The organism is Sphingomonas radicis (assembly GCF_051400635.1).
Classification (GTDB): Bacteria; Pseudomonadota; Alphaproteobacteria; order Sphingomonadales; family Sphingomonadaceae; genus Sphingomonas.
Window position 1 is genome coordinate 1,443,963 of the sequence record NZ_JBLFFG010000001.1, and the last position, 25,687, is coordinate 1,469,649.

Below are 25,687 nucleotides of genomic sequence, written 5' to 3' on the forward strand. Positions count from 1 at the left end.
AAATGGTGCTGCCGGTGAGGATTGAACTCACGACCTCAGCCTTACCAAGGATGCGCTCTACCACTGAGCTACGGCAGCACTCGCCGGCTGGGGAGCCGGGCGGGAGGCGCCTATGTGCTTGGGTGTCTCCGATTGTCAACCCGCACGGCATGGGTTTATCGCAATCGTATGACCGATAGCGATAAACAGGCCCGGCTCGCCGAGGCGCTGCGGGCCAATCTGCGGAAGCGCAAGGCGCAATCCCGCGAGATTGCCGCGGCCGAGCGCGACGGCAATGATCCTCAGATCGTGGCGGCAAACCAGAAGGCGGCGGACTCGGCCAGCTGATAGGCGCTGTCCCAGATGGCGTGCGGACCCTGAAGATACATCGCCATCGTCACGGCGCCCGCCGCGAACCACATCAGCCGATTGGCGCGCATTTCGCCTCCAGCCATCGCATCTCTTCCTCACCCAGTTGCGGGCCGACCACCTCCAGCACCCGCGCGTGATAGAGATTGACCCAATCGCGTTCCTTCTTGGTCAACAGGGATGGTTTAATTAGCGTTCGCTCGATCGGCGCGAAGGTCAGCGTCTCGAACGTCAGCATCGGCTGCTCGGCACCCGGGATCTCCGCCGGAACGATGAGGACGAGGTTCTCGATGCGGATGCCGTACTCGCCGGCCTTGTAGTAGCCCGGCTCGTTCGAGAGGAACATGCCGGCACGCAGCGGCTCCAGGCTCTGCCCGCCCGGATAGAAGGGCTGGGCGATCCGCTGCGGCCCTTCGTGCACCGAGAGATAGGCGCCGACGCCGTGGCCGGTGCCATGGCCGTAATCGAGCCCGACTTCCCATAGCGGCGCGCGTGCGAAGCTGTCGAGCTGGGCGCCGGTGGTGCCGTCCGGGAAGATCGCGGTGGCGATGCCGATGTGCCCCTTGAGCACGCGGGTGAAGCGGTCCTTCATCTCGTCGCTCGCTTCGCCCACCGGCATGACGCGCGTCACGTCGGTGGTGCCGTCGCCATACTGGCCGCCCGAATCGACGAGGTAGAGCTGACCGCGCTCGATGGGCAGGCTCGATTCCGGGGTCACCTTGTAGTGCGGGATCGCGCCGTTGGGCCCGGTGGCGGAGATGGTGTCGAAGCTCAGGTCCTTGAGCGCGCCGGTCGCCTCGCGGAACTCGCGGAGCTTGTCGGCGGCGGACCTTTCGGTGAGGCCGCCGCCGGGCGCAGTCTCCTCGAACCATTTGAGGAAGCGCACCAGCGCCGCGCCGTCGCGCGCCTGCGCCGCCTTGTGCCCGGCGATCTCCGCCGGGTTCTTGATCGCCTTGGCGAGCACCACGGGATCGCGGACGCCGAGCACCTTGGCGCCGCCGGCTTCGAGCGCGTCGAAGATCGCGGAAACGGCGCTGCCCGGATCGGCGGCGACGCGCTTGCCGGCGAACTTCCCGAGCGCAGGCGCGAAGGCGGCGCGATCATGGACGCGCACGGCGTTGCCCAGGTGCTGGCGGACCTGATCGGTGAGCTTGCCGGGCGCGACGAACAGATCGGCGGTGCCGTCGGCGTTGACGATGGCATAGGCGAGCGCGACCGGCGTGTGCGCGACGTCCGCCCCGCGGATGTTGAACGCCCAGGCGATCGAATCGAGCGCGGCGAGCACGACGGCGTCGGCCTTCCGCTCGTGGAGCCAGTCGGCGATGTCGGCGCGCTTGGCGGGAGAGGATTTGCCCGCGGCATCGTCGGGCTGGACCGCGAGCACGGCGTCGCTCGGCGCGGGGCGGTCGTCCCAAACGGCGTCGATCGGGTTGCGCGTCACCGGCACCAGCTCGGCGCCCTTCTCGGCGAGCGCCTTGCGCGCTTCCTCCACCCAGGTGCGGGTGTGGAGCCAGGGATCATAGCCGATGCGGCCGCCGTCGGGGGCATGCTCGATCAGCCAGTCGGCGACGCTGGTCGCGGGCACGCCGACATATTGCCAATGATCGGCCGAGACCTGCTGGCGCACCTGGAGCGTGTAGCGCCCGTCGGTGAAGATCGCCGCCGCTTCGGGCAGCACCACCGCGGTGCCCGCCGAGCCCTGGAATCCCGTGAGCCAGCCGAGGCGCTGGGCATAGCCTCCGACATATTCGGACATATGCTCGTCGGTGAGCGGGACGACGAAGCCGTCGAGACGGTCGCGCTTCAACTGGTCGCGAAGGGCGTGGAGGCGATCGGCGTAGCTGGACATAAGCGACTCTATTCCGTTGAGTTTGGGGGCTGCTTTGCTCCGATATTCGGCAAAAGTCACATGCGGCGCTATGTCCCGCCGATGTTCCAGCCCTTTCCCCGCAGCGACCTCCCGACCCCTGCGCTCGTGCTCGACACGGCGGCGCTCGACCGCAATATCGCCGCCATGGCCGAATGGGCCGGGGCGCGGGGATTGGCGCTGCGCCCGCACGCCAAGACGCACAAGAGCGCCGAGATCGCCCGGCGGCAGATCGCGGCGGGAGCGGTGGGGGTGTGCTGCGCCAAGCTGGCCGAGGCCGAGGCGCTGGCGGCCGAGGGCATCGACGACATCCACCTCACTTCGCCGGTGGTGACTTCGGGCAGGATCGCGCGGCTGAAGGCGCTGGCGGCGCGCATCCGGCTCTCGGTGGTCGCGGATCATCCCGACAATGTGCGTGCGCTGGCCGGGACGGAGGCCGCGGTGTTCATCGACGTCGATCCGGGGAAGCACCGGACGGGCGTGACTTCGCCCGACGCAGCCGTCGCGCTCGCGGAGGCGATCGCTGCGGCGGACCTGCGCCTGGGAGGTGTGCAATATTATTGCGGGTCCGAGCAGCATATCGCCACGCTCGCCGGGCGGCGCGCGGCGATTGCCGAGAAGACCAAGTTTCTGCGCACCGTGCTCTCGGCGCTGGCCGCGGCGGGGCACGCCGTGCCGATCGTCACCGGCGGCGGCACCGGCAGCTTCGCGATCGATGCCGAGCTGGGCGTGCTTACCGAGCTGCAGGTGGGGAGCTATGTCTTCCTCGACCGCGAATATCGCGATTGCGAGCTGGCCGGACCGGCGTTCGAGCAGGCGCTGTTCGTCGATGCTAGCGTGATCAGCGTCAACACGCCGGGGATGGTGACAGTCGACGCGGGGCTAAAGGCATTCGCGACCGATGCGGGCGTGCCGGTGGTGCATGCCGGCGCCCCGGGCGCTCGCTACACCTTCATGGGCGACGAGCAGGGTGCACTGATCGGCGACGCACTGCCCGGCCTCGCCGCGCGCGTGACGCTGGTGCCGCCGCACTGCGACCCGACGGTCAACCTCTATGATTGCTATGCGATCGTCGAAGGCGCGACGATCGTCGACATGTGGCCGGTGACAGCAAGGGGACGTTCGTCCTAGGGTCTGTACCCAATACCCGCAATGGCCGTGACGGAGCGGATTTTGGCGCAGGGGGAGGAACGAGGAGGGAGCGATGCGGTGCCATCGTGACCCCAAGGAACCCTTGGCTCGCGACGCTGCCCTGCGCCAAAATCCGTCCGCCGCTTCGCGGTCGCCCGGAGAAGCGCGCAGGACTGCGTCGCACCGCTTGCACGGACGCACCGGTCCGCGCTGCGCGTCGCTCCTTGCCTGCCCACTTCTCCGGGCGATCCCGGCCGTTGCGGGTATTGGGTACAGACCCTAGACGGGCGCGATGACCGATCTTCCCAAGCCGCCCGTCGCGGCGACTCGTCCGCACAGCTTCACCCGTCACGGCACCACGGTCGAGGACCCCTGGGCCTGGCTCAAGGACCCGTCCTATCCGGAAGTGAAGGACAAGGACGTCCTCGCCTATCTCGAGGCGGAGAACGCCTATTTCGAAGCGGCGATCGCGCCGATGAAGCCGCTGTCCGGGCAGCTGTTCAAGGAGATGCGCGGGCGGATCAAGGAAGACGAATCGACCGTGCCGCAGAAGGACGGCGACTGGCTCTACTGGACCGATTACGAGACCGGCGGCGAATATCCGCGCTGGTGGCGCAAGCCGGTCGCGGGCGGAGACGACCAGCTGATCCTCGACGAACCTTCGCTCGCGGCGGGCAAGGAATATTTCCGCCTCGGCGCGCTGAGCGTGAGCCCGGACGGTCGCTTCCTCGCCTATGCCGTGGACGACAATGGTTCGGAACGTTTCGAGGTGCGGGTCAAGGACCTCGAGACCGGCGAGATGCTGCCGGACACGATCCCCGGCATGCTCTCCGAAATCGTCTGGACCGCCGATTCGAAGGGCTTCCTCTACGGCCTGGCCAACGAGAACTGGCGCACCGACAATGCGCGCTGGCACAAGCTCGGCGAGCCGGTCGAGGCGGACATCGAGCTCTACCGCGAGGCCGACGAAGGCTATCGCGTCGCGGTGGGCGAGACTCAGTCGCGCAAATGGCTGCTGATCTCGACCGGCGACCATGTGACCAGCGAAGTCTACCTGCTCCCCGCCGACAATCCGGCCGCCCCGCTCGTCTGCGTCAGCCCGCGCAAGCCGGGTCGCGAATATGACGTCGACGAGCACGACGGCACGCTCTTCATCCACACCAACGATATCGACCCGCAGTTCCGGCTGGTGACGGCGCCGATCGATAATCCCGGCGAATGGAGCGAGCGGATCGGCCCCTCGAAGCATTTCTATATGACCGGGGTGACCTGCTTCGCCGATTTCTTCATCGTCGAGGGGCGGCTCGACGGGCTCGATCAGATCGAGCTCCACCGCTACGATCCCGCCACCCCACCGGTGCGGCTCGAGTTCCCCGAGGCGAGCCATGTCGCGGGACTCGGCGACAATCCCGAATATGCCGTCGACAAGCTGCGGCTGGATTATGAGTCGATGATCACGCCGGGAACGGTCTACGACTATCACGTCGCGACCGGAGCGCTCGAGACGCTCAAGGTGCAGGAAATCCCAAGCGGCTATGATGCGTCCAAATACCGCACCGAACGGCTGACCGTCGCCGCGCGTGACGGCACCGAGGTGCCCGTCTCGATAGTCTACCCGAAGGACTTCCCGCGCGACGGCTCGGGCAAGCTCTATCTCTATGCCTATGGCGCTTATGGCTATGCGATCCCGCCGGGCTTCTCGACCAGCCGCATGTCGTTCCTCGACCGCGGCATGGCCTTCGCGATCGCGCACATCCGTGGCGGCGACGACCTGGGCCAGCAATGGTACAAGGACGGCAAGCTCGAGAAGCGCGCCAACACCTTCAACGACTTCGTCGACGTGGCCAAGGGGCTGATCGACCGCGGCTATACCCACAAAGGCGGGATCGCGATCGCGGGCCGCTCGGCCGGCGGCGAGCTGATGGGCGCGGTGGTGAATTCGGACCCCGATCTGTGGGGCGTGGTCGTCGCCGACGTGCCCTTCGTCGACGTGCTCAACACGATGCTCGACGAGAGCCTGCCGCTCACCCCTGGCGAATGGCCCGAATGGGGCAATCCGGTGGAGGACCCCGAGGCGTTCCAGCTGATCCGCTCGTACAGCCCCTACGACAATGTGCGCCCGCAGGCCTATCCGCCGATGTTCATCTCGGGCGGCCTCAACGATCCGCGCGTGACTTATTGGGAGCCCGCCAAATGGGCGGCCAAGCTGCGCGCGACCAAGACCGACGACAATCTGCTCGTCCTCAAGACCAACATGGGCGCGGGGCACGGCGGCAAATCCGGCCGGTGGGAGAGCCTGAAGGAAGCCGCGGACGAAATGGCGTTCGTGCTCTGGCAGCTCGGGATCAGGGACTAGGATCGGGCGCGGGCGGTGCCGTACCCGCGGGCCGCTCGACGAGCTGGGTCGCGCGAGCGCATTGGTGGCAGAAGGCGAAATCGAAGACTTCGCACAACGTCCAGCGCTGCCGCGCGACGTTCCATTCGGCCCAGGCGTCGCGGGTGACGGCGATGCCGCCGCAGCGCGCGCAGGCATATTCGATCGGGGAAGAAGGCTTGTCTGCCATCGGCGCAGCCTAGCGCGCGCCACGTCCGATCCGGAGACAAGCTGATCCGGATCGGACCAAAACCAGCCAGTAGGAGTAAGGCGTAGATGGGATCGCGAAGGAGCGCGTGGAGGCGCGCCGGGCGCAGCTGGATTCGCGCGGTCGCGATCATGCTGCTGGGCGGCACGAGCGCAGGGCTTGTCGTCGCCTCGGGGAGCACCGGGCTCGGCTGGCCCGGCCGGTCCGCAGAGGCGCGGACGATCGCGTTCGGCCTGTGCCACAGCGGCGGCGGCACCAATTGCGTGGTCGACGGCGACACTTTCTGGATGCAGGGCGAGCGCATCCGCCTTGCCGACATCGACGCACCCGAGACGCATCCGCCCCGCTGCGCCCGCGAGGCGCGGCTGGGCAAGGCGGCGACGCGGCGGCTGCAGGTATTGCTCAGCCAGGGCCCGGTGACGCTCGAGAGCCTTGAGCGCGAGACCGATCGCTACGGCCGCAAGCTGCGGATCGCCACGCGCGGCGGCGTATCGATCGGCGAGCAGCTGGTCGACGAAGGGCTCGCCCGCCCGTGGGAGGGACGGCGCCAGCCCTGGTGCTGAGGCGTTTTCAGCTTCGCTGAAGCGGCACCGGCCCGTTCCCCCACCCGGCCACCTAGCGCCAGTATTCTATGGGAGGCCGGGTGAGGGAGCGGGCCGGTGCCGCTTAGAAATGCGCTCTTCCGCGCATTTCCAAACAGCGCTTCAGCCCTTGGGCTGCTCGTTGGCCGGGACGGGGGTGAGCTCGTAAATCTGGACCTGGCTCGCGTCGGCGCCCGGCACCGCGATCCGCCAGCGGAACCCGCCGACGCGCTCGGCAACGCCCACCAGATCCTGCGCCGGATCGGTGCCATAGCCGAGCGAATTGTCGCCCGCGCGGCGCTGGCGTGCGCCCAGGAAGACATAGCGCTTGCCGTCCGGATAGAGATAGCCCGCTGCCGGATCGGCGCCGGTCTGCTTGATGAAGCCGAAGCCCTCTTCGCTCGCCGTCACATGGCAGAAGCCGGAGGTCGAGCTGCGCACCGTCGCGGCGCGGGTGGCGGCGCGCAGCCGCAGCACACGGCAGCGATAGGCGCCCGGCGTGAGCTCAGGGTGATCGAGTGCCGCCCGCGGGTCGACCAGCTCGCCTTGCGCATTCCGCACCTTCTTCGGCAGCTTGCCGTGCAGGACGGCCCAATGCGCGGGCAACCCGTTGAGCCTCAGGCTGTCCTCCGGCTTGATCGTGGTCTTCCACAGCGGAACCACCTCCACGGGCGTGACCACCACGATCTCGGGGACTTTCTTTTCGCGGCCCGCGCAGGCTGCGAGCAAGGCACACAGGCTGAGCGTCACGATGCGCCGATACACAGGCCACCCTCCGATCGCGTTTGCATTCCGAATGGCGGAAATCCTGACGGAGAGTAGTTAATGAAAGGTAAATTTTTCGTTGCAGTGCGGCGACACGCGGCTGGATGCGACGAACCGTGGCGCTCAAAAGATAGGCGGGGGAACCATGGCGGCGGACGCGCTCGCGCTCGGATGTAGGGGAAGACCGGTTGCACTGTTCAGGACCCGCCGGCGCCGCATCTCCCCGGATACGCTGGGGCAATGGGCGGCGCCGGCAGGAGCTCAAAAGCACGGGCGAGTCTTTTGTTGCACTGCAACCAAGATTTTTCCCGGAACTTTCCGGAGTGTGGCGAAATGGCCACGGTTCCTGGACCGTGGGCAAACGGCGGGCAGGCTCAGCCCCGGCCGAAGGCGGTGCTCCGGCCCGACTGGGCATCGAGCCAGGCATCGAGCATCGCCGGCAGATCGGGGTCTAGCGCGGCCCAGTGCGCATCGGCTTCGGCGAACTCCGCGCGCGGGGCGAGCGTGCCCTGCTCGTGGAACGGCCATTGCGCCTCGCCCGCCGCGGTGGCGATCTCGGCGGCTTCGGGAGCAACGATCGCGCGCAGCGCCTCGATCATCTCGTCCCAGGCGTGCGGCGAAGTCACCTCGGCGAAATAGGCAGCGAACCCGCCGCTTGGGAGCAGCGCGCCTAGTTCCTGCAGCCGGAGCGCAGCGGTGCGCGGCCAGTCGAAATCCGCGAGCTCGGGCGCAGCCGCCACGGGATCGGGGAGCGGCACGGGCGCGGCGGGGACGCTGGCGGTGAGCGGCGGCACGAGCGGGCCGGCTTCCTCGGGCTCGGGCTGCCAGACGGGAGGGACATAGTCGTCCTCGCCGCCGTCCTCGTCCGCATCGGCCGAAGCGTCATAGGGCGTGAGCCCCAACGCGGGTGAGGTGCGCACGCGTGGCGCGGGGGTGAGCACCGGTTCCGGCGCCGGCTCTGGTTCGGAGCGTGTGGCGGGAACGAAGTCGTCCGCATCCTCGGCCTCGTCCTCGGGAACGGCGTAGCCGGGAGCGAGCCCCAGCGGCGGCGGCGCGGTATGGGACTGCGGAGCAGGTTCGGGCGCGGCCTCGAACGCTTCCTCAAATTCCTCTTCCTCCTCGGCATCGGCATCCCAGGTGACCGATGCGAAGGCGGATTCATCGGCCTCCGCCAGCTCCGCCTCCTCAGGCTCCGCATCGACGCCCGGCGAGAGGCCGAGCGGCACCACGGGCGCGAGGATGGGTGCCGGCGCGGGATCGGCGGGCGGATGATAGACCAGCCCGTCGCCCGCGCGGCGCGTGCGGCCCGGCAGCGCCTCGGCAGCCGGTGCCGAGCGCGCAAACCCGCTCAAGCGCGGCGACCGGCGCGCGAAGATCCAGAGCAGCACGCCGGCCGCAAGGGCGACGACGAGAAGGCTCGCTGCGAACATAGGGGCTCCCCCTCATTGCACGGCGCTCCCGGACGCCGCGTCGTGGAGCATGCGGCGAGGAAGTTTCCGGAAGGTGAAGATTGGGGGGCGTCCCTGTCCCCCTGTCCCTTCCTTCATCGTCACCCCGGCCTTGTGCCGGGGTCCACTGCGTCACAGGCAATGAAAGCAAAGATGCGCTATGTCCGGCCAGCTGCAGCCGGCCAGGCGAAGTCGAGTTCTGCGGTAGGCGCTTTACAGTGGGCCCCGGCACAAGGCCGGGGTGACGGACACGGATATGAGGAGGCGGTCGGCTCCGTTCCGGAGCGATCCTGTCTTGTCCTAAAGCGCCTCGCCCGGCACACCACGCATCCGATGATCGAGCGCATCCCTTGCGTCTACATCCTCGCGAACCGCTACAATGGCGCGACCTACGTCGGCGTGACTTCGAACCTGATCGGCCGGGTGATTCAGCACCGCGACGAAACCTTCGACGGCCACACCAAGAAGTACGGGATCAAGCGGCTGGTGTACTTCGAGGTCGCCGACACGATGGACGCCGCGATCGCGCGCGAGAAGCAACTCAAACGCTATCGGCGCGACTGGAAGCGCAACTTGATCGAGCGGCAGAACCCGGCGTGGAACGACCTTGCGGTGGGGCTGGGACTGGAGCCGCTGGCGGTATGACGCCCCGGCGCGGACGGCACTGCTGGCGCCGCCGGTCTGGCGCGCCGCCGAAGAGCGGGGATTAGCTTGCGCTAATCCCACGCGCGCCATCCCTCACTCCGCCGCGATCCCTGCCTTGGAGAACATGTCCCCTCCGCCTTCGCCGCTGTCCTCGTTCGCCACCGGGCCGATCTTCGCCTTCTGGCGCTTGTCGAAGCTGTCCCACACTTCGTTCCAGTTCCCGCGCGTCGCGCCCTTCGAATATTCGGTCGCGCGCTGTTCGAAGAAATTGGCGTGCTCGACGCCGTTGAGCAGCGGGGCGAGCCAGGGGAGGGGGTGCTCGTCGATCATGTAGATCGGCTTGAGGCCGAGCTGGCCCAGCCGCCAGTCCGCGATGTAGCGAATGTACTTCTTGATCTCCTTGGGCGTCATGCCGGTCACCGGGCCCTGCTCGAACGCCAGGTCGATGAACGCATCCTCCAGCCGCACGGTCGTCTGGCACATGTCCATGATGTCGTCCTTGACCGATTTGGTCAGGCAGTCGCGCTCCTTGGCGAAGGCGTGGAACAGGCGGATGATGCCCTCGCAGTGCAGGCTCTCGTCCCGCACCGACCAGGATACGATCTGGCCCATGCCCTTCATCTTGTTGAAGCGCGGGAAGTTCATCAGCATCGCGAAGCTGGCGAAGAGCTGTAGCCCCTCGGTGAAGCCGCCGAACATCGCCAGCGTCTTGGCGATGTCCTCGTCGGTGTCGACGCCGAACTTCTGAAGATAGTCGTGCTTGTCCTTCATCTCGGCATATTCGAGGAACATGCCGTACTCGCTCTCGGGCATGCCGATCGTGTCGAGCAGGTGGCTGTACGCCGCGATGTGCACCGTCTCCATGTTGGAGAAGGCGGCGAGCATCATCTTGATCTCGGTCGGCTTGAACACGCGGCCGTATTTCTCGTGGTAGCAGTCCTGCACCTCGACATCGGCCTGGGTGAAGAAGCGGAAGATCTGGGTGAGCAGGTTGCGCTCGTGATCCGACAGCTTCTGCGCCCAGTCGCGGCAATCCTCGCCCAGCGGCACTTCCTCGGGCAGCCAGTGGACCTGCTGCTGGCGCTTCCAGAATTCGAACGCCCAGGGATATTCGAAGGGCTTGTAGGTCTTGCGGGCTTCGAGAAGCGGCATGGGGGTTACTCCGAGAGAATATAGATACCGAGAAGGACGACGAGACCAGTCGCGAGCGCGATCAGGCCGAACAGGAAGCTGAGCCAAGCCTGCAACAGTGCAAAACGCCGGTCCCATTTGTTGCGGGGCGGAGGCATCATACCGGCAGCACGGTTGATGAGATACTCGGCCGCCGGGATACTTTCCCGCCAAGAGCCGGAAAGCAACGCGCGTGCGCCTAGCCACGTGAACAGAGTGCCAAAGCTGACCATGGCGATGATCTGGATCATGCCGTCCCCGCCAGCGTAGCGACGGCCGCGAAGCCGCCTAGGAACAGCCCGAGCGCGAGCAGCATCATGCCGCCGATGCGTAAGCCATAGACGGTCGGCTCCGCATCGGGCAGCCGCAGCGCGCGCCGCGCCAGGCTCGGGCGGACGAGCGCCGTCAGCCCCGCGGTTCCCGCGAGTGCGGCCACGCCGGCCATCAAGGCGAGCTGCCGCGTCACTGGTGGTCGATCACCGTGCCGCCGCGCTCGCGCACCACCCTCGTGCGGTACACGACCTTGCGCCCGCGCCAGGCGCCGACGCCGAAGAAATAGATGCCGACGAAATAGCCGAAGTCATACCAGCCGCCGTTGTTGGGCACTGCGTAGATCGCGACATCGGGCATCACCAGGCTGAGCAGCCAGGCGAAGGGGAAGATGAAGCCGTGCCACAGCCCGAGCAGGAAGCCCGGCGCCTCGGGCGCGACGCCGCTCGCTGCCTGGCGGGCGCACGCCCCGAGCAGGAGCAGCGCGGCGGCGGGCAGGAATTTGCTCAGGGCAGTCATGCGGGATACCCCCAATGGGTGCGGCGCGATTTGATCGCTACTGCATCTTCTGCACGGCGCAGGCGTTGGGCCGGCGCAACCATGGGAGAAAGCCGATGGCGAATACCAGCAATATCCGCGAGCATATGGAAGTGATCGGCGCCGACGGCGTCCATATCGGCACCGTCGATCGCGTCGACGGCGACCGGATCAAGCTCGTCAAGGCCGACAGCGGCGCCGAGATCGAAGGCGTCGACCAGGGCGCGCGCCACCATCATTACATCCCCGCCGGCCTGATCGCCGAAGTCGAAGGCGACAAGGTCCGCCTCAGCGCCAACGCCGACGTCGCGATCACCTTCGAGGAGGAAGAGAGCGGCGAGCCGATTTGAGCTCATTGTTCCTCTCCCGTTGGGAGAGGGGAGGGGCCTGCGCGCGAAGTTCCGAGGCCGCATAGTGCGGCTTCGGGCCTTCCGTGCGTGATCGCGCAATTTCCGCATCTGCTTCCCGTTTCTACAGTGCCGCCGACTGCACGGCGCTGTCATCATTCGGCCGGAGTCTCGTTCTGCAGCCGACGCGCTTCAGTCACCGGCAGTCCGGCTTCGGTCGGCACGTAGATCAGAGAAGCCCGGCTGGTTTCGAGCGCCTGAATCTGAAGATAACGCAGATAGCCTTCGGGGCCGCCCAGGCTGTTCTGGAGGATCGCGTTGGCTTGCGCTGCGCCCCTCGCGCGGATGACCTCGGCCTCCGCCAGCGCAATCGCGCTTTCCTTCTTGGCACGGGCTTCGAGGATAGCGACCTGACGCGACGACTGCGCCTCCGCCAACGCAGCCTCGCCCGCCAACCGCTGAGAATAGACGCGATATTGCGGATAGCCGAACATTATCGCGAGCAGCGCGACTGCGCCCACGCCGATCAGCATCAAGGTGCAGCCCGTCTTCTGATCCACGCCGCTATCCTCTCAGTCGTTCCTCACCCCGCCACCTCACTGGCACGCCAGGCATTCGTCATAGTCGGTCGTCTCGCCCAGCTCGAACTTGGGCTTCTCGATCGTGTTGTCGGCCTCCACGCCGCCCGCGAAGCCGGCGCGCTGCACCGACTTGGAGCGGAGGTAATAGAGCGACTTGATTCCCAGCTCCCAGGCGCGGAAGTGGAGCATCAGCAGGTCCCACTTCTCGACGTCGGCCGGGATGAACAGGTTCAGCGATGCCGACTGGTCGATATAGGGCGTGCGGTCCGCCGCGAGCTCGAGCAGCCAGCGCTGGTCGATCTCGAAGCTGGTCTTGAAGCAGTCCTTCTCCTCGGGCGTGAGGAAGTCGAGGTGCTGCACCGAGCCGCCCTGCTCGAGGATCGAGTTCCACACCGCGTCCGAGTTCTTGCTCTTCTCCATGAGCAGCTTCTCGAGGTATGGGTTGCGCACCACGAACGAGCCGCTGAGCGTCTTGTGGGTGTAGATGTTCGCCGGGATCGGCTCGATGCACGCGCTGGTGCCGCCGCAGATGATCGAGATCGACGCGGTGGGCGCGATCGCCATCTTGCAGCTGAACCGCTCCATCACGCCCATTTCGGCCGCGTCGGGGCAGGGCCCGCGCTCGACTGCGAGCTGCATCGAGGCTTCATCCACCTGCGCCTTGATGTGCTTGAACATCCGCAGGTTCCACGATTTCGCCATCGCCCCTTCGAAGGGCAGGCCGCGCGCCTGGAGGAAGCTGTGATAGCCCATCACGCCCAGCCCCACCGAACGCTCGCGCATCGCCGAATAGGCGGCCTTCTCCATGCCCGGCTCGGCGCGGTCGATGTAATCCTGCAGGACGTTGTCGAGGAAGCGCATCACATCCTCGATGAAGCCCTTCTCGTCCTTCCACTGGTCCCAGGTTTCGAGGTTGAGGCTCGAGAGGCAGCACACCGCGGTGCGCTCGTTGCCCAGGTGATCCTTGCCCGTCGGCAGCGTGATCTCGCTGCACAGATTCGAGGTCGAGACCTTGAGCCCCAGATCGCGGTGATGCTTGGGCATGTTCGAGTTCACGTGATCGGCGAACACGATGTACGGCTCGCCGGTCGCCAGGCGGGTCTCGACCAGCTTCTGGAACAGCGCGCGCGCATCGACCTTTGCGCGCACCGAGCCGTCCTTGGGGCTCTTGAGCTCCCATTCGGCGCCGTCGCGCACCGCTTCCATGAACGCGTCTGGGATCAGCACGCCGTGGTGGAGGTTGAGCGCCTTGCGGTTGAAGTCGCCGCTCGGCTTGCGGATCTCCAGGAACTCCTCGATCTCGGGGTGCGAGATGTCGAGGTAGCAGGCGGCCGAGCCGCGGCGCAGCGAGCCCTGCGAGATCGCGAGCGTCAGCGAATCCATCACGCGCACGAACGGGATGATGCCGCTGGTCTTGCCGTTGAGGCCCACCGGCTCGCCGATGCCGCGGACGTTGCCCCAATAGGTGCCGATGCCGCCCCCGCGCGAGGCGAGCCAGACATTCTCGTTCCAGGTGTCGACGATGCCGTTCAGGCTGTCGGGCACCGAATTGAGGAAGCACGAAATCGGCAGGCCGCGGCCGGTGCCGCCGTTCGAGAGAACGGGGGTGGCGGGCATGAACCACAGCTTCGAGATATAGTCGTAGATGCGCTGCGCGTGCGCGGCATCGTCGGCATAGGCCGATGCGACGCGGACGAACAGGTCCTGATAAGTCTCGCCCGGCAGCAGATAGCGGTCCTTGAGCGTCTCCTTGCCGAAATCGGTGAGCAGCGCATCACGCGAATGATCGACCTCGAGCGTGTAGAGCTGCGGCGCGACGGCGCGCGAATCCCTCTCCTGCGCGGGCTTGCGCGGCTTGGCCGCCTTGGTGGGGGCGGCAGTGGCGGCTTCGGTGACGGTCTCGTTCACGCTGTTTTCGGTGTCCCTGAATTCCATGACGCAAACCCCTCACTGATCCTGTTGCGCACCTCCAGCGGGAGGCTGCGCGTCGACTCGGGGGCCGGGGTCCCATGATACCACCGGCACGCCGATGCGAGAACAAAAAGTGTCCATCGCAGCGGATCGCAGGCACGAGAATGTCCTTGCCGCATATAGGTATGCGGCGCTGGCGATACCAGTGCTAGCGAGTGCCCCTCACTTCAACCACAATAGATTGTGCCAAACCGAGTCCGCGCACAAGAGGGTAATTTGCCGCGGGCCCGAACGGTTCGTCGCCAAAATGACTCGGTTCGTGGACGTCACGATCGCGGTGCGGTGCAGCGACGCATGGTCAATCCTCGGCTTCCTGAAAGGCAAGCCCGAAAAGCCCAAAATCCACCGTTAATTTTTTCTGTGAGCAAAAACGGGACGGTGCCCGCAAGCGATAGTGGCTGTCACATTCCTGGCGACAATCGTTCAGCCGGATTCGTCGAGCAGTGCCTGGCGCGCCGCATCGACGCGTTCGCGTACTCGGGGGCGTCCTGCTAAGTGCAAGCGGTGTGGAGGAGGATGCGATGGGCAAGGTTCGAGTGAGCGGATTCAGCATTTCGGTCGACGGCTATGGTGCCGGTGCCGATCAGAGCCTCGAACAGCCGCTCGGGCACGGCGGCGAGGATCTCCACACCTGGATGACGCGCTCGAAGAGCTTCGCTGCGATATACGGCAGGGAAGGGGGTCTGACGGGAATCGACGATGATTTCACCGCCCGTTCGATGGAGGGGATCGGCGCCTGGATCATGGGCCGCAACATGTTCGGCCCGGTGCGCGGCGAATGGCCCGATCACGAATGGAAGGGCTGGTGGGGAGACAATCCGCCCTATCACTGCCCGGTGTTCGTGCTGACTCACCACGCACGGCCGCCGCTGGAGATGGCAGGCGGCACCGTCTTCCATTTCGTCACCGGCGGTGCGGACGAGGCGCTGGCTCGGGCGCGAGAGGCGGCGGGCGACAGCGACATCCGCATCGGCGGCGGCGCCGGGACCATCCGGCAATATCTCGCATCGGGCGCAATCGACGCGATGCACCTCGCCCTCTCGCCGGTGCTGCTCGGGCGCGGCGAGGCGTTGTTCGCAGGGATAGACTTGCCCGCGCTCGGCTATCGCGTGGCCGAGCGCGCCCAGGGCGAGCACGCGCTGCACGTCATGATCGCGCGCCGCTGATCGGGGCTGGTGCGGGCGCAGGGCCGCGCATAGTCTCGCTGCTTTCGGGGCAGAGGGGGGCGGCGATGCAGCGGGTCTTGGCGGCGGTTCTGGCTTTGGGTGCGGCGGTGCCGGCAGTGGCGCAGGAGGGGATCGCCATCTCCGCGGAACGCCCATCGCTCGACGTACACGAGAAGTCGATCGACGAACTCCGCGCGCTTCTCGCTTCCGGCAACGCGAGCAGCGTCGCGCTGGTCGAGGCCTATCTCGCCCGGATCGAAGCGATCGACCGCGCCGGCCCCACGCTGCGCTCGGTGATCGCGATCAGCCCCGATGCGTTGGAGCAGGCCCGCGCGGCCGATCGGCGGCGGCTGACGCGCAAGATGCCCGGCCTGCTCGAAGGCATACCGGTGCTGATCAAGGATAATATCGAGACCAAGGAGCTGCCCACCACCGCGGGTAGCCTCGCGCTCGCGGCCAATGATACGAAGCGCGACGCCCCGCTGGTCGCGCTGCTGCGCGCGGAGGGCGCGATCATCCTCGGCAAGACCAACCTCTCGGAATGGGCGAACATCCGCTCGACCAGCTCGATGAGCGGGTGGAGCGCGGTCGGCGGGCTGGTCAGGAACCCCTATGCGCTCGATCGCTCGGCGTGCGGCTCGTCGAGCGGATCGGGCGCGGCGATCGCAGCAAGCCTCGCCGCGGTGGCGGTGGGCACCGAGACCGACGGATCGGTGGTCTGCCCCGCCGCGATGAACGGGCTGGTGGGATTGAAGCCCACGCTCGGCCTCGTCAGCCGCACCCATGTCGTGCCGATCAGCCACAGCCAGGATACGCCGGGGCCGATGGGGCGCACCGTAAAGGACGTGGCCTTGCTCTTCTCGGCGATGATCGGCAGCGATCCCGCCGATCTGGCGACGGCGAGCGCCGACAAGCACCGCCGTAACCATGCCGATGGGCTGAGGGCGGACGCGCTCCGAGGTAAGCGTATCGGCTATTGGCGGCCCGAGATGCGCGCCGATCTGGGCGCGGCCTTCGATGCCGCGCTCGACAAGCTCCGCGCCGCGGGCGCGACCTTGGTCGAGGTCAAGATGCCCAAGCTCGAAGGGCTCGGCGACGCCGAGTTCCTGGTGCTCAAGGCCGAGCTCAAGGCCGATCTCGACGCTTATCTCGCCACCACCCCGGCCGTGGTGAAGACGCGCACGCTGGAGCAGGTGATCGCGTTCAACGAAGCGAACAAGGCGGCCGAAATGCCTTTCTTCGGCCAGGAGATCTTCCTCGACGCGGCCAGGACCAAGGGCCTCGACGATCCGGAATACAAGGCGGCGCGGGAGAAGTCGCTGCGGCTGGCGAAGCAGGGGCTCGACGAGATGATGAAGGCCGCGGGCGCCGAGCTGCTGGTGACGCCCACTTACGGCACCCCGTGGCTCAGCGATCCCGCGCACGGCGACCAGTTCGCCGGCCCCTCCGCCAGCGAGCTGCCGGCCGTTTCGGGCTATCCGCATCTGACGGTGCCGATGGGTTTGGTCGACGCGCTCCCCGCCGGCCTCTCGTTCATCGGCGCGCCCTGGTCGGACGGCATGCTGCTCCAGGCCGGCTATGCCTATGAGCAGGCCGCGAAGGCACGGGTCGCGCCGAAGTACCTGCCGACGATCCCGGCCGACCTGGGGCCGAGAAGGAATTAGGGGAGAGAACGAGTCCGCTAGTGGGTGGATTGCGGTCGTTCGCATAACCGGCAAGTATGGCCTCCGTGCCAAAGTACGAACCTATTCCGTCGGGCGTTCCGCTGAAGGCGAGTGCAAGCGACCTCATTGCCTTTCACTGGGAAGTGAACGGCATCACCGCCGATTTCATCCTACCCAACGATGAGGCGCATGCACTTCGAGTTTCCTTCGACCGCCCTTGCATTGTCCGCCTGCTGGACGAGATGCCTTTGAGCACCGAGGAGGATGATACGCCGAACGAAGGTCTGGTCCCGGAACACTTTGCGTATCGGCTTGAGGGCGCGCGCTTCGCTCGTCTTCAGTCAGAGACATGGAAGGAGATCAATGCGCCGGTCGCTCACTATCAGTTCGTCACCGGCTGGGGATGCTTGGACGTGCTGAGCGGCGGTTCGCCCTCATTTTCAGTGGTGCCTCGGACGGGCTGAACGTCCGCTAATGGGGCGCAAGCTGACACTAAAAAGGGGCTGGTAAAATAGGATTTGTTCTGCTTTTGTTCGATCATGGGCAAGCAGCAGCATCCCGTTACACAATGCCAGATGCCGGTCTGCTTGACCGACTCGAAAATAGGCGAACGGTGTCAAGCAAGTGTCAACTTCCGCGCCGCCGAAACACGCGAAATCCGCAGAAATCCGTGCTTTTCGGATCCAACCAAAAGGTTGGTTCCGCACTTGATTCCAGCCTTCCGGCTGGCTTGCGATTCAGGCTTTTGGGTTCTTCCCCGGTAGGTCGAGCTCCAGCAGTTCCTCGCGGACGTGGATCGCGCCCAGCGACATGCGGACCTCGATCAGGAAATAGATCAACCCGGCCATCAGCAGCACCATCGACAGCACGAACAGCCCCGCGACCACCCCGCCGATGTGCAGCGCCAGCAGTCGCGAGACGAACATCAGCGCGACGACCATGCAGATCGCCAGCGCGCTCGACACGGTGAGGAAGATCGCGGTGTTGATCACGGCGATGCGCCGGTCGATCAGGCGCAGCTCCCAGACGTGGCGGTCATGCTCGGGGCCGGTCGATTTGGGGTGGAGCTGTTCGAGCTTGCGCGCCCGGTCAACGATGCGGGCGAGGCGGCCCACCATCACGTTCAGGATCGCGCCGATGCCGGCGAGGAGGAACACCGGTGCGATCGCGCTCTGGATCGTGTCGGCGACGGTCGAAAGATAGGGCCCCATTTCCATCCGGGCACTATGCGGGGGATGCGCGGCGGCCGTCAAACTCCGATAGCGCCGCGTTCCAGGCCGCGGAAAGGGAACCTGCGCGGCTTCCAGACACTCTCTCGGGATGCGGATCGCGACCTACAACGTCAACGGAGTCAACGGCCGGCTCCCGGTGCTGCTGCGCTGGCTCGAAGAGACTGCCCCCGACGTCGTGTGCCTTCAGGAGCTCAAGGCGCCGCAGGAAAAATTCCCCGAAGCGGCGATCCGCGAGGCCGGCTATGGCGCGATCTGGCATGGGCAGAAGAGCTGGAACGGCGTCGCGATCCTCGCGCGGGGCTGCGTGCCCGTAGAGACGCACCGCGGGCTACCCGGCGATCCCGACGACAGCCACAGCCGCTATATCGAAGCGGCGGTGAACGGGATGCTGATCGGCGGGCTCTATTTACCCAACGGCAATCCCAGGCCCGGCCCCAAGTTCGACTACAAGCTGCGCTGGTTCGATCGGCTGATCGATCGTGCCGCGGCGCTGGTGGCGATGGACGCGCCGGTGGTGGTCGCGGGCGACTATAATGTCATGCCCACCGACCTCGACGTCTACAAGCCCGAGCGCTGGCTGGACGATGCCCTGTTCGCGCCCGAGGCGCGCGCCGCCTATGCGCGCCTGCTCGATCAGGGCTGGACCGATGCATTGCGCACGCTCCATCCAGGCGAGAAGATCTACACCTTCTGGGACTATTTCCGGAATGCCTGGGCGCGGGGTGCCGGGCTCCGGATCGATCATCTGCTGCTCAATCCGGCGGCGGCGAAGCGGCTCAAGGATGCGCAGGTCGACGCCTTCGTGCGCGGCTGGGAGAAGACCAGCGATCACGCGCCGGTGTGGGTGGAGCTGGGCTGAGCGTCACACCCGCAAATAGCGGAAGTACCAGACCTCGTGTCCCTGCCGCCGCGCCTTGCGTTCGTAGCGCGTCTCGGGCCAGTCGGCGGGGCGGGTGAGGAAGTCGACGGGCGTGCGTGCCTGCCATTCGAAGTCGCGGCGCTGGTTCATCACCATCATCGACCAGCGGCAATAGGTCGGGTCGTCGGTGCCCAGGCGGAACTCGCAGCCCGGCTTGAGCTTGGCGGCGATCAGGTCGAGCGGGCCGTGGTTCATCATCCGCCGCTTGGCGTGGCGGGCCTTGGGCCAGGGATCGGGGTGGAGGAGGTAGACTCGGTCGAGGCTGGCATCGGGCAGCCGCTCGACCACTTCGAGCGCGTCGCCCATGTGCAGGCGGACGTTGGCCAGGCCCTCGTCGCGGATATGGTTGAGCGCGCCGACCACGCCGTTGAGGAAGGGCTCGCAGCCGATGAAGCCGTGGTGGGGGCGCATCGCCGCCTGGCCGGCAAGGTGCTCGCCGGCACCGAAGCCTATCTCGAGTTCGAGCGGGCGCCCGGAGTCTTTGGCGTCGCCGAACAGCGTGGTGGCGTCGAGTGGGCCGGTTTCGGGGACGCTGACCTGGGGCAGCATCTCCTCGACGAGCGCGGCCTGGCCCTGGCGCAGCTTGTGCCCCTTGGCACGGCCGTAGAGGCGGCGGATGGTGGTGGGGTCGTTCACAGCGCGCGTCCTAGCGCCGCAGGCTGCAGGCGCAACCCTCAGGCTGCGTGGACGGCGGGCCACCGGCTGGAAAGCCCCGCGCCGGGCGATTGCGGGGCAATGCCGCGAAACGCCTCGCTCTGGAAAAGCGGAGCGCCCAACCGATGGAGCGACATCAGGTCGGCGCCCTTGGTGATGTCGGTTGCGATGACGGTGGCGCCCAGATCGCGGGCTAGGCGAAGCACGGCTTCCACCATCCGGCGGCGCGAAGGGCTGGCTGCGAGGTCCCGGGTGAGCGCCGGGTCCAGCGCCAGGAAATGCGGCCGCGTCTCGGCGAGCAGCCGCATCCCCCGCGGCCCGGCCGAAAAGCTATGAAGCGCGACCTTCATGCCCCGGCCGCGACACGCCCGCGCCAGCGCCGCGACCCTGTCCGCCTCGCAATGTTCGTCGGCGCGGACCTGGACGAGCAGGCGGCGCGGCGAAAGGCCATATGCGACGGCGGTGCAAGCCAGGTGTGCGGCAATCTCGTCGGGCGCTTCCGTCGTACGAAGCGGCATCGCGAGCATCGCGCCGGTTTCGAGCAGATCCGCACGTACTGCGATCGCGACGGCGCGCTCGATCCGCTGCCGGTCGAGGGCTTCCTGCCGGCGTGCGTTCGCCTCCCACGCGACGGTCCGACCGGACTCGACTTCGAGGATCGGCTGGAACTCCGGTCTCGCCAGTTCCGCGGCGCTCACGGCATCGGTCCGGAAAGCATGACGGCGCATCGAATTCCCCTCACGGCGCGACCCTTAGGATCCGCCGCAGGCTCGCGGGAATTACGGGCAGTGCCGCACCGGGTTTCTCCGCATTGGGATTCTACCGAGGCGGCGCCGTTCTCTTCGGCGGACTTGCCACACTTCCAGCTATTTGAACGTGCCGCTGTCCAGCGTGATGTTGCTCTTGCCCCAGGTGCTGACCGAGGAGGTCACTCTCCCGCTCTGGACGATCTTGAGCGCCTGGGCCGGATCGGGGAGCCGGTCATGCGGGGTGAAGAAATAGCTGTTGCCCATCGAGAGCAAACTGACGCTGAAGCGTGGCTTCTTCTTTTTCGCCACCAGTTCGCCGAGCTCGTTGCGCCCCACGCTTATTGCGCGTCCGGCATCGCCGAGCGCGATCAGATAGGCGTCAGCGGCGCTGTCGGCACGATAAATGCCGCGCGTGCCGTCGGCGGCAATCGCCGGATCGCGGCACCAGATCGCGGGCGGCGCGGCGGATTCCTTCTTCTTGATCGAGGGATCGTTGATAGCCGCGGTGAGGAACGACGACATCAGCGTCTCGGCGCCGTCCGGCTTGAGCGGCTTCGCGGTGCCGGTGAAAGCGAGCGGTTCGGCGCAGTCGGCGATCAGCGCCGCATCCGGCTGTTCCGCGATCTCCGTCGGCCAGCCGAGCGCAGCGACGACGCCGGCGATCCGCGGCGCAAGCGCCTCTGCGCTGTGGGTCGCCGAGCTGTAGCGGATCTTGACGTACCAGTCGTCGCCGAGCGGAACGAAGGCCAGGCCAGTGCTGCGGAAGGGTTCCTTTCCGGTCAGCCAGATGCGCGTGAGGGCGCTCGGGTTGGCTTGCCCGGGAGGTATGAAGGCAGGCGAGCGATCAAGCGGCGTCACTGCGCCGTAAACATCGGGTCGATGCTCGACTGCCCAAGTCGAACGATCGAACCAGACCGGCACCGATCCCGCGACGTTGCGGAAGACGTACACTGTGACGGCCTCGTTACCGCTCTCGAAATTGACGTACTCGTCGAGCTGATCGGCTTCGAGAGCGGTGCCGCCCACGCGGGGAAGATCGTCGAGCGTGAGGGGAATCGCGAGACCCGTCGGCTTGTGCGTATAGGACTCGCTGGCGGGAAGCTCGATTGGGCGGCGCTGTGTCTGCGCTTCCGCCGCTCCCGGCATGATTGCGAGCAGCGCGGCCGCTGCGCTCAGTCCCAGACGCATGATGCCCCTCCCGTTTGAATTCCCCTTTTGCGAGGTTGGCAGGCTGTGCAGGCACCGGCAAGTGGGGCAGGTGCTCCAGCTTGGAACGAAAAAGGGCGGAGCCTCGCGGCCCCGCCCTCCGTTCGCGAATTTGGCTCCCTCAGGCTGCCAGCGCCGCCTTGAGGTCGTCGACCAGATCGGTGCGCTCCCAGGGGAAGAAATCGCCCTCGGCCTTGCGGCCGAAGTGGCCATAGGCCGCGGTGCGCTCGTAGATCGGCTTGTTGAGGCCCAGGTGCGTGCGGATGCCGCGCGGAGTGAGGCCGCCCAGCTTCTCGATGCGCATGATTGCCTCTTCGATCTTGTCGTCGCCCGCGGTGCCGGTGCCGTGCGTGTCGACGTAGAGCGACAGCGGCTTGGACACGCCGATCGCATAGGCGAGCTGGATCGTGCAGCGCTGGGCGAGCCCGGCGGCGACGATGTTCTTCGCCAGATAGCGGGTGATGTACGCCGCCGAGCGATCGACCTTGGTGGGGTCCTTGCCCGAGAAGGCGCCGCCGCCATGGGGCGAAGCGCCGCCATAGGTGTCGACGATGATCTTGCGGCCCGTCAGACCGGCGTCGCCGTCCGGGCCGCCGATCTCGAAGCTGCCGGTCGGGTTGATGTGATAGACGGTCTCGTCCGAAAGCAGCTCGGCCGGGATGATGTCCGCGACAACCTTCTTCACATAGGCGTGGAGCTCGGCTTCCTTGTCGCCGGTGTCATAGCCCTTGCCGTGCTGGGTCGAGACGACGATCGCGGTGGCTGCGACGGGCTTGCTGCCCTCGTAGCGGAGCGTGACCTGGCTCTTGGCGTCGGGCTCGAGGAACGGCGCCGCGCCCGAATGGCGATCGGCGGCCATGCGCTCGAGGATCTTGTGGCTGTAGTAGAGCGTCGCAGGCATCAGGTCGGGCGTGTCGTCGGCCGCATAGCCGAACATGATGCCCTGGTCGCCCGCGCCTTCGTCCTTGTTGCCCGAAGCGTCCACGCCCTGCGCGATGTGTGCCGACTGCGGGTGGAGGTTGTTCTCGAAGCGCAGCGTCTCCCAGTGGAAGCCGTCCTGCTCATAGCCGATGCGCTTGACGGTCGCGCGAACGGTCTTCTCGACCTCTTCCTTCACGCCCGGCGCCCAGTTGCCGGCCTCGTCCATGATACCCTTGCCGCGGATCTCGCCGGCCAGGACTACGAGCTGGGTGGTGGTGAGCGTCTCGCACGCGATGCGAGCCTCGGGGTCCTTCGAAAGGAACAGGTCGACGATAGCGTCGGAGATCTGGTCGGAGACCTTGTCGGGGTGACCTTCCGAAACCGATTCGGACGTGAAGAGATAGCTGGAACGCATGGAAATCCTCATTCAGGGGAAGGAAGCCCGGGCCGTTGCCATGCCCATATAAAGCTTTCCTTATATGATCCCCTAGCGGGCAAACCGCCGGTTGGCAATCGCCAAGACGAGCAGCAGCCCGGCGGTGACGAACGCGAGCCAGTTGCCTAGTTGGGCGAACAGCGTCGGCGGCAGCGGGCGCGGGAGAGGAAGGGTAAGCGCCCCCTCCTGGCCGTGCGGCACCGAACCAAGGATGCGGCCGCGCGCGTCGACCACCGCCGAGATCCCGGTGGGGGTGGCGCGAAGCATCGGCAGCCCTTCCTCGATCGCCCGCATCCGCGCCTGGGCGAGGTGCTGCGGCGGCCCCCAGCTTCCGAACCACGCATCGTTCGAAGGATTGAAGATGAAGTCCGGGCGATTGGCGCGATCCACCGTTTGCCCCGAGAAGATGATCTCGTAGCAGACCTGCACGCCCGCCTTGCCGAAGCCGGGCACGTCGAGCGTGCGGGGGCCGGGGCCGGGGACGAAATCGACTTCGCCCATCACCAGGCGGGCGAGCCCGAGCGGCGCGAGGATCTCGCGCATCGGCAGATATTCACCATAGGGGACGAGGTGCGCCTTGTCGTAGCGCTTGCCGAGCATCCCGGCACTGTCGAGGGTCCACACCGAATTGCCTGCGCCGACCAGCTTCCAATCGAGCAGCGGGGCGTCCGGATCGGCCTTTGCCGCGGCATCGCCCGGTGCCTCGGGGGCGAACAGCAGCGCGTTGCCGCTCACCAGTGCGTGATCGCCGGGGCCGAGCACCGCGGCGATACGGGCCCGCGTGACGCGCGGGTCGCCGTGATAATAATAGCGCCCTGGATAGCCGTCCTCGAGCAGCTGGTTGACCATGCCTTCGGGCCAGACGAGCAGCCGCGGTGTGGGGCCGGGCGCGCCGCTGAGTGCGATCAGCTTGGCCAGCGTGCGATCGGCATAGTCGGGCGCGCCGACATTCTCCTGGCCGATGTTCGGCTGCACGACGACCACTTGGCGCGCGTCTGGCGGAGTGGCGTCGGCAGGCGCGGTTGCGACCTTGATCAGGGCGAGCGCCACTATGGCAGCACTTGCGAGCAGCGGACGATAGCTGCGGCGTGTGGCAAGAAAGAACGTGCCGGCGACCACCACCACCAGCCCCGAAAGTGCGTAGGTGCCGATCCAGCTCCCGAGCTGCGCGATCGGGGTCGGCAGCCAGATTGCCCCGAGCGGGTTCCACGAATAGCCAGTGAACAGCACCGCGCGCAGATATTCGGTGACGATCCACGCCGCCCCGGCTGCGAGCACATAGCCGAGATCGGCCGCGCGGCGGCGCTTGCCGTTGTGCGCGAAACGCCAGGCCAGCCCCATCGCCGCCGCTGGGTAGACCGCGAGGTAGAGCGCTAGCAGCACCACCGCGAAATAGCCGAGCACCGGCGGCATCTTGTCCTGATAGTCGAAGGCGTGCTGGATCCAGTTGTTGCCGACGGTGAAGTGCCCCACTCCGAACACCCACCCGCGCAGCAGTGCGGTGCGGAGTCCAGGCGCGGCATGCGTCAGCCACAGCAGGATCGCGACGCAGACGAGCGTGACCGGCCACCAGTCCAGCGGGGCGAAACCGGTGGCGGAGAGCAGGCCGGCGATGAAGGCGGTGAGCAGCGGGAAGCGGAGCATCGTTGCGGGGCTTAACCGATCCTCTCCCCGCGGGGGAGAGGATTTGCTAGGGCAGCGTGATGACCGAGCCGGTAACCGTCGAAATTCCGCACAAGCTGGGGCGCGATGCTGCGAGGGCGCGGATCGCCGGGGGCGTCCACAAGCTCGTGGACATGTTCCCGGGTGGCGGGCACCTCGAGCAGCGTTGGGAAGGCGACACGCTCCACTTCAGCGTGACGGCCATGGGACAGACAGTGGCGAGCCGGCTCGACATATTCGACGACCGCGTCCGCGCCGAGGTCCATCTGCCGCCGATGCTCGCTCTGTTCGCCGCCAAGATCCGCGACAAGCTGGCGGAAAAGGGTACGAAGCTGCTGAAGTAGCGGCGAAGGACGGGACAGCTTGACCCTGGAGGTTCAGGACGGGAAAGATGGGCCTCCAGTCGGCTTTGGATGATGGGATGACAGGATGCCGCTCAATCGTAGGGATGCCGTGAAGACCGTCGCGCTCGGTGGCGCGGCCGTGGTTTCGGGCGGGGCTTCGGCGACGTCCGCACCGGACGGCGCCAAGATCGTCCATCACGTCTTCTTCTGGCTGAAACGACCAGGTTCGGCCGAGGACCGCGACCAGCTGGTCGCCGGCCTGCGGGGGTTGAAGAAGATCGAAGTCATCCGCAACCTGCAGATCGGCGTGCCTGCATCGACCGAAAAGCGCGATGTGGTCGATTCGAGCTTCGACGTGTCCGAGCTGATGCTTTTCGACAGCGTCGCTGACCAGAAGGTCTATCAGGACCATCCGATCCACCAGGATTTCGTCGCCAAGTGCAGCCATCTGTGGAGCAAGGTGATCGTCTACGACATGGTGACGATCTGAC

The 25,687-nt window shown here is 66.7% G+C and carries 28 protein-coding genes and 1 tRNA gene; 11 read left to right on the forward strand and 18 right to left on the reverse strand.

What is annotated here, in order from left to right:
* Positions 1-3: 3 nt before the first annotated feature.
* From ACMGDH_RS06540 to ACMGDH_RS06550, 3 genes are all read right to left on the reverse strand, one after another.
* Positions 4-78, reverse strand: a tRNA-Thr gene (locus ACMGDH_RS06540).
* 203 nt (positions 79-281) lie between these two features.
* Complete coding sequence (locus ACMGDH_RS06545) at positions 282-419, reverse strand: hypothetical protein (protein ID WP_436827092.1); 138 nt, start codon at positions 417-419, stop codon at positions 282-284.
* Positions 401-2,197 carry an aminopeptidase P family protein gene (locus ACMGDH_RS06550; RefSeq protein ID WP_436827093.1) on the reverse strand — a complete coding sequence of 599 codons (1,797 nt, stop codon included), beginning with the start codon at positions 2,195-2,197 and terminating at the stop codon, positions 401-403. Before ACMGDH_RS06550 ends, ACMGDH_RS06545 begins: the two co-directional genes overlap by 19 nt.
* 60 nt (positions 2,198-2,257) lie before the next feature.
* Here ACMGDH_RS06550 and ACMGDH_RS06555 point away from each other — a divergent pair, with 60 nt between their 5' ends.
* Both ACMGDH_RS06555 and ACMGDH_RS06560 read left to right on the forward strand, forming a co-directional pair.
* Positions 2,258-3,346: a DSD1 family PLP-dependent enzyme gene (locus ACMGDH_RS06555; protein WP_436827094.1), complete on the forward strand. Its 1,089-nt coding sequence runs from the start codon at positions 2,258-2,260 to the stop codon at positions 3,344-3,346.
* A 292-nt stretch (positions 3,347-3,638) separates the two neighbouring features.
* Positions 3,639-5,702, forward strand: coding sequence for a S9 family peptidase (locus ACMGDH_RS06560; RefSeq protein ID WP_436827095.1), 2,064 nt, complete (start codon positions 3,639-3,641; stop codon positions 5,700-5,702).
* Here ACMGDH_RS06560 and ACMGDH_RS06565 read toward each other — a convergent pair.
* A complete protein-coding gene (locus ACMGDH_RS06565) occupies positions 5,692-5,910 on the reverse strand; it encodes a hypothetical protein (protein WP_436827096.1) in 219 nt (72 codons plus the stop codon). The genes ACMGDH_RS06560 and ACMGDH_RS06565 overlap by 11 nt on opposite strands.
* Positions 5,911-5,996: 86 nt before the next feature.
* Between ACMGDH_RS06565 and ACMGDH_RS06570 the strand changes: the two genes are divergently transcribed.
* Positions 5,997-6,491 carry a thermonuclease family protein gene (locus tag ACMGDH_RS06570; protein WP_436827097.1) on the forward strand — a complete coding sequence of 165 codons (495 nt, stop codon included), beginning with the start codon at positions 5,997-5,999 and terminating at the stop codon, positions 6,489-6,491.
* 141 nt (positions 6,492-6,632) lie between these two features.
* Here ACMGDH_RS06570 and ACMGDH_RS06575 read toward each other — a convergent pair whose 3' ends face one another.
* Together ACMGDH_RS06575 and ACMGDH_RS06580 are read right to left on the reverse strand one after the other, a co-directional pair.
* A complete protein-coding gene (locus ACMGDH_RS06575) occupies positions 6,633-7,274 on the reverse strand; it encodes a DUF4893 domain-containing protein (protein ID WP_436827098.1) in 642 nt (213 codons plus the stop codon).
* A gap of 374 nt (positions 7,275-7,648) precedes the next feature.
* Entirely contained in the window at positions 7,649-8,704 is a 1,056-nt protein-coding gene (locus tag ACMGDH_RS06580) for a DMP19 family protein (RefSeq protein ID WP_436827099.1), read from the reverse strand.
* A 351-nt stretch (positions 8,705-9,055) separates the two neighbouring features.
* Between ACMGDH_RS06580 and ACMGDH_RS06585 the strand changes: the two genes are divergently transcribed.
* Positions 9,056-9,367, forward strand: coding sequence for a GIY-YIG nuclease family protein (locus ACMGDH_RS06585; protein WP_436827100.1), 312 nt, complete (start codon positions 9,056-9,058; stop codon positions 9,365-9,367).
* A gap of 93 nt (positions 9,368-9,460) precedes the next feature.
* Here the strand turns inward: ACMGDH_RS06585 and ACMGDH_RS06590 are convergent, their stop codons facing one another.
* The 4 genes from ACMGDH_RS06590 to ACMGDH_RS06605 are packed head-to-tail and all read right to left on the reverse strand — an operon-like array spanning position 9,461 to position 11,326.
* Entirely contained in the window at positions 9,461-10,519 is a 1,059-nt protein-coding gene (locus ACMGDH_RS06590; RefSeq protein ID WP_436827101.1) for a ribonucleotide-diphosphate reductase subunit beta, read from the reverse strand.
* 5 nt (positions 10,520-10,524) lie between these two features.
* The gene (locus tag ACMGDH_RS06595; RefSeq protein ID WP_436827102.1) at positions 10,525-10,788 is read right to left on the reverse strand and encodes a hypothetical protein; all 264 of its coding nucleotides are present in this window, start codon (positions 10,786-10,788) and stop codon (positions 10,525-10,527) included.
* Complete coding sequence (locus tag ACMGDH_RS06600) at positions 10,785-11,003, reverse strand: hypothetical protein (protein WP_436827103.1); 219 nt, start codon at positions 11,001-11,003, stop codon at positions 10,785-10,787. Before ACMGDH_RS06600 ends, ACMGDH_RS06595 begins: the two co-directional genes overlap by 4 nt.
* On the reverse strand, positions 11,000-11,326 hold the full coding sequence (locus tag ACMGDH_RS06605) for a hypothetical protein (RefSeq protein ID WP_436827104.1): 327 nt from the start codon (positions 11,324-11,326) through the stop codon (positions 11,000-11,002). Before ACMGDH_RS06605 ends, ACMGDH_RS06600 begins: the two co-directional genes overlap by 4 nt.
* Positions 11,327-11,421: 95 nt before the next feature.
* Between ACMGDH_RS06605 and ACMGDH_RS06610 the strand changes: the two genes are divergently transcribed.
* On the forward strand, positions 11,422-11,694 hold the full coding sequence (locus ACMGDH_RS06610; protein ID WP_436827105.1) for a DUF2171 domain-containing protein: 273 nt from the start codon (positions 11,422-11,424) through the stop codon (positions 11,692-11,694).
* 152 nt (positions 11,695-11,846) lie between these two features.
* On the opposite strand, the gene ACMGDH_RS06615 is transcribed toward ACMGDH_RS06610, so the two are convergent.
* Both ACMGDH_RS06615 and ACMGDH_RS06620 read right to left on the reverse strand, forming a co-directional pair.
* Positions 11,847-12,251 carry an SPFH domain-containing protein gene (locus ACMGDH_RS06615; RefSeq protein ID WP_436827106.1) on the reverse strand — a complete coding sequence of 135 codons (405 nt, stop codon included), beginning with the start codon at positions 12,249-12,251 and terminating at the stop codon, positions 11,847-11,849.
* Positions 12,252-12,287: 36 nt separating this feature from the next.
* Positions 12,288-14,207 carry a ribonucleoside-diphosphate reductase subunit alpha gene (locus ACMGDH_RS06620; RefSeq protein ID WP_436827107.1) on the reverse strand — a complete coding sequence of 640 codons (1,920 nt, stop codon included), beginning with the start codon at positions 14,205-14,207 and terminating at the stop codon, positions 12,288-12,290.
* 557 nt (positions 14,208-14,764) lie between these two features.
* Here ACMGDH_RS06620 and ACMGDH_RS06625 point away from each other — a divergent pair.
* The 3 genes from ACMGDH_RS06625 (at position 14,765) to ACMGDH_RS06635 (ending at position 17,537) form a co-directional block, all read left to right on the forward strand.
* Positions 14,765-15,409 (forward strand): dihydrofolate reductase family protein, encoded by a 645-nt coding sequence (locus ACMGDH_RS06625; protein ID WP_436827108.1) that lies wholly within the window; start codon positions 14,765-14,767, stop codon positions 15,407-15,409.
* 65 nt (positions 15,410-15,474) lie between these two features.
* The gene (locus tag ACMGDH_RS06630) at positions 15,475-17,073 is read left to right on the forward strand and encodes an amidase (RefSeq protein ID WP_436827109.1); all 1,599 of its coding nucleotides are present in this window, start codon (positions 15,475-15,477) and stop codon (positions 17,071-17,073) included.
* Positions 17,074-17,138: 65 nt separating this feature from the next.
* On the forward strand, positions 17,139-17,537 hold the full coding sequence (locus ACMGDH_RS06635) for a hypothetical protein (RefSeq protein ID WP_436827110.1): 399 nt from the start codon (positions 17,139-17,141) through the stop codon (positions 17,535-17,537).
* A 273-nt stretch (positions 17,538-17,810) separates the two neighbouring features.
* On the opposite strand, the gene ACMGDH_RS06640 is transcribed toward ACMGDH_RS06635, so the two are convergent.
* Entirely contained in the window at positions 17,811-18,284 is a 474-nt protein-coding gene (locus tag ACMGDH_RS06640; protein WP_436827111.1) for a DUF2721 domain-containing protein, read from the reverse strand.
* A gap of 109 nt (positions 18,285-18,393) precedes the next feature.
* On the opposite strand from ACMGDH_RS06640, the gene xth reads away from it, so the two are divergent.
* Positions 18,394-19,164 (forward strand): exodeoxyribonuclease III, encoded by a 771-nt coding sequence (gene xth, locus ACMGDH_RS06645; RefSeq protein ID WP_436827112.1) that lies wholly within the window; start codon positions 18,394-18,396, stop codon positions 19,162-19,164.
* A gap of 3 nt (positions 19,165-19,167) precedes the next feature.
* Here xth and trmB read toward each other — a convergent pair whose 3' ends face one another.
* From trmB to lnt, 5 genes are all read right to left on the reverse strand, one after another.
* Positions 19,168-19,860, reverse strand: coding sequence for a tRNA (guanine(46)-N(7))-methyltransferase TrmB (trmB, locus tag ACMGDH_RS06650; protein ID WP_436827113.1), 693 nt, complete (start codon positions 19,858-19,860; stop codon positions 19,168-19,170).
* Positions 19,861-19,898: 38 nt separating this feature from the next.
* Positions 19,899-20,606 carry an EAL domain-containing protein gene (locus tag ACMGDH_RS06655; protein ID WP_436827114.1) on the reverse strand — a complete coding sequence of 236 codons (708 nt, stop codon included), beginning with the start codon at positions 20,604-20,606 and terminating at the stop codon, positions 19,899-19,901.
* Between the two features lie 138 nt (positions 20,607-20,744).
* Positions 20,745-21,815: a hypothetical protein gene (locus tag ACMGDH_RS06660; protein ID WP_436827115.1), complete on the reverse strand. Its 1,071-nt coding sequence runs from the start codon at positions 21,813-21,815 to the stop codon at positions 20,745-20,747.
* 139 nt (positions 21,816-21,954) lie between these two features.
* Positions 21,955-23,169 (reverse strand): methionine adenosyltransferase, encoded by a 1,215-nt coding sequence (gene metK, locus ACMGDH_RS06665; protein ID WP_436827116.1) that lies wholly within the window; start codon positions 23,167-23,169, stop codon positions 21,955-21,957.
* 72 nt (positions 23,170-23,241) lie between these two features.
* Positions 23,242-24,834 carry an apolipoprotein N-acyltransferase gene (gene lnt / locus ACMGDH_RS06670; protein ID WP_436827117.1) on the reverse strand — a complete coding sequence of 531 codons (1,593 nt, stop codon included), beginning with the start codon at positions 24,832-24,834 and terminating at the stop codon, positions 23,242-23,244.
* Positions 24,835-24,893: 59 nt separating this feature from the next.
* Here lnt and ACMGDH_RS06675 point away from each other — a divergent pair, with 59 nt between their 5' ends.
* Positions 24,894-25,196 carry a polyhydroxyalkanoic acid system family protein gene (locus ACMGDH_RS06675; RefSeq protein WP_436827118.1) on the forward strand — a complete coding sequence of 101 codons (303 nt, stop codon included), beginning with the start codon at positions 24,894-24,896 and terminating at the stop codon, positions 25,194-25,196.
* 85 nt (positions 25,197-25,281) lie between these two features.
* Positions 25,282-25,686, forward strand: a complete 405-nt coding sequence (locus ACMGDH_RS06680; RefSeq protein ID WP_436827119.1) for a Dabb family protein — start codon at positions 25,282-25,284, stop codon at positions 25,684-25,686.
* Position 25,687: the final 1 nt, after the last annotated feature.

What these genes read in the sequence shown, in the direction of transcription:
- ACMGDH_RS06545 (WP_436827092.1), bottom strand. Translation starts at nt 419, where the DNA reads ATGCGCGCCAATCGGCTGATGTGGTTCGCGGCGGGCGCCGTGACGATG.
- ACMGDH_RS06550 (WP_436827093.1), bottom strand. Translation starts at nt 2,197, where the DNA reads ATGTCCAGCTACGCCGATCGCCTCCACGCCCTTCGCGACCAGTTGAAG.
- ACMGDH_RS06555 (WP_436827094.1), top strand. Translation starts at nt 2,258, where the DNA reads ATGCGGCGCTATGTCCCGCCGATGTTCCAGCCCTTTCCCCGCAGCGAC.
- ACMGDH_RS06560 (WP_436827095.1), top strand. Translation starts at nt 3,639, where the DNA reads ATGACCGATCTTCCCAAGCCGCCCGTCGCGGCGACTCGTCCGCACAGC.
- ACMGDH_RS06565 (WP_436827096.1), bottom strand. Translation starts at nt 5,910, where the DNA reads ATGGCAGACAAGCCTTCTTCCCCGATCGAATATGCCTGCGCGCGCTGC.
- ACMGDH_RS06570 (WP_436827097.1), top strand. Translation starts at nt 5,997, where the DNA reads ATGGGATCGCGAAGGAGCGCGTGGAGGCGCGCCGGGCGCAGCTGGATT.
- ACMGDH_RS06580 (WP_436827099.1), bottom strand. Translation starts at nt 8,704, where the DNA reads ATGTTCGCAGCGAGCCTTCTCGTCGTCGCCCTTGCGGCCGGCGTGCTG.
- ACMGDH_RS06585 (WP_436827100.1), top strand. Translation starts at nt 9,056, where the DNA reads ATGATCGAGCGCATCCCTTGCGTCTACATCCTCGCGAACCGCTACAAT.
- ACMGDH_RS06590 (WP_436827101.1), bottom strand. Translation starts at nt 10,519, where the DNA reads ATGCCGCTTCTCGAAGCCCGCAAGACCTACAAGCCCTTCGAATATCCC.
- ACMGDH_RS06595 (WP_436827102.1), bottom strand. Translation starts at nt 10,788, where the DNA reads ATGATCCAGATCATCGCCATGGTCAGCTTTGGCACTCTGTTCACGTGG.
- ACMGDH_RS06605 (WP_436827104.1), bottom strand. Translation starts at nt 11,326, where the DNA reads ATGACTGCCCTGAGCAAATTCCTGCCCGCCGCCGCGCTGCTCCTGCTC.
- ACMGDH_RS06610 (WP_436827105.1), top strand. Translation starts at nt 11,422, where the DNA reads ATGGCGAATACCAGCAATATCCGCGAGCATATGGAAGTGATCGGCGCC.
- ACMGDH_RS06620 (WP_436827107.1), bottom strand. Translation starts at nt 14,207, where the DNA reads ATGGAATTCAGGGACACCGAAAACAGCGTGAACGAGACCGTCACCGAA.
- ACMGDH_RS06625 (WP_436827108.1), top strand. Translation starts at nt 14,765, where the DNA reads ATGGGCAAGGTTCGAGTGAGCGGATTCAGCATTTCGGTCGACGGCTAT.
- ACMGDH_RS06630 (WP_436827109.1), top strand. Translation starts at nt 15,475, where the DNA reads ATGCAGCGGGTCTTGGCGGCGGTTCTGGCTTTGGGTGCGGCGGTGCCG.
- ACMGDH_RS06640 (WP_436827111.1), bottom strand. Translation starts at nt 18,284, where the DNA reads ATGGGGCCCTATCTTTCGACCGTCGCCGACACGATCCAGAGCGCGATC.
- xth (WP_436827112.1), top strand. Translation starts at nt 18,394, where the DNA reads ATGCGGATCGCGACCTACAACGTCAACGGAGTCAACGGCCGGCTCCCG.
- ACMGDH_RS06655 (WP_436827114.1), bottom strand. Translation starts at nt 20,606, where the DNA reads ATGCGCCGTCATGCTTTCCGGACCGATGCCGTGAGCGCCGCGGAACTG.
- ACMGDH_RS06660 (WP_436827115.1), bottom strand. Translation starts at nt 21,815, where the DNA reads ATGCGTCTGGGACTGAGCGCAGCGGCCGCGCTGCTCGCAATCATGCCG.
- metK (WP_436827116.1), bottom strand. Translation starts at nt 23,169, where the DNA reads ATGCGTTCCAGCTATCTCTTCACGTCCGAATCGGTTTCGGAAGGTCAC.
- lnt (WP_436827117.1), bottom strand. Translation starts at nt 24,834, where the DNA reads ATGCTCCGCTTCCCGCTGCTCACCGCCTTCATCGCCGGCCTGCTCTCC.
- ACMGDH_RS06675 (WP_436827118.1), top strand. Translation starts at nt 24,894, where the DNA reads ATGACCGAGCCGGTAACCGTCGAAATTCCGCACAAGCTGGGGCGCGAT.
- ACMGDH_RS06680 (WP_436827119.1), top strand. Translation starts at nt 25,282, where the DNA reads ATGCCGCTCAATCGTAGGGATGCCGTGAAGACCGTCGCGCTCGGTGGC.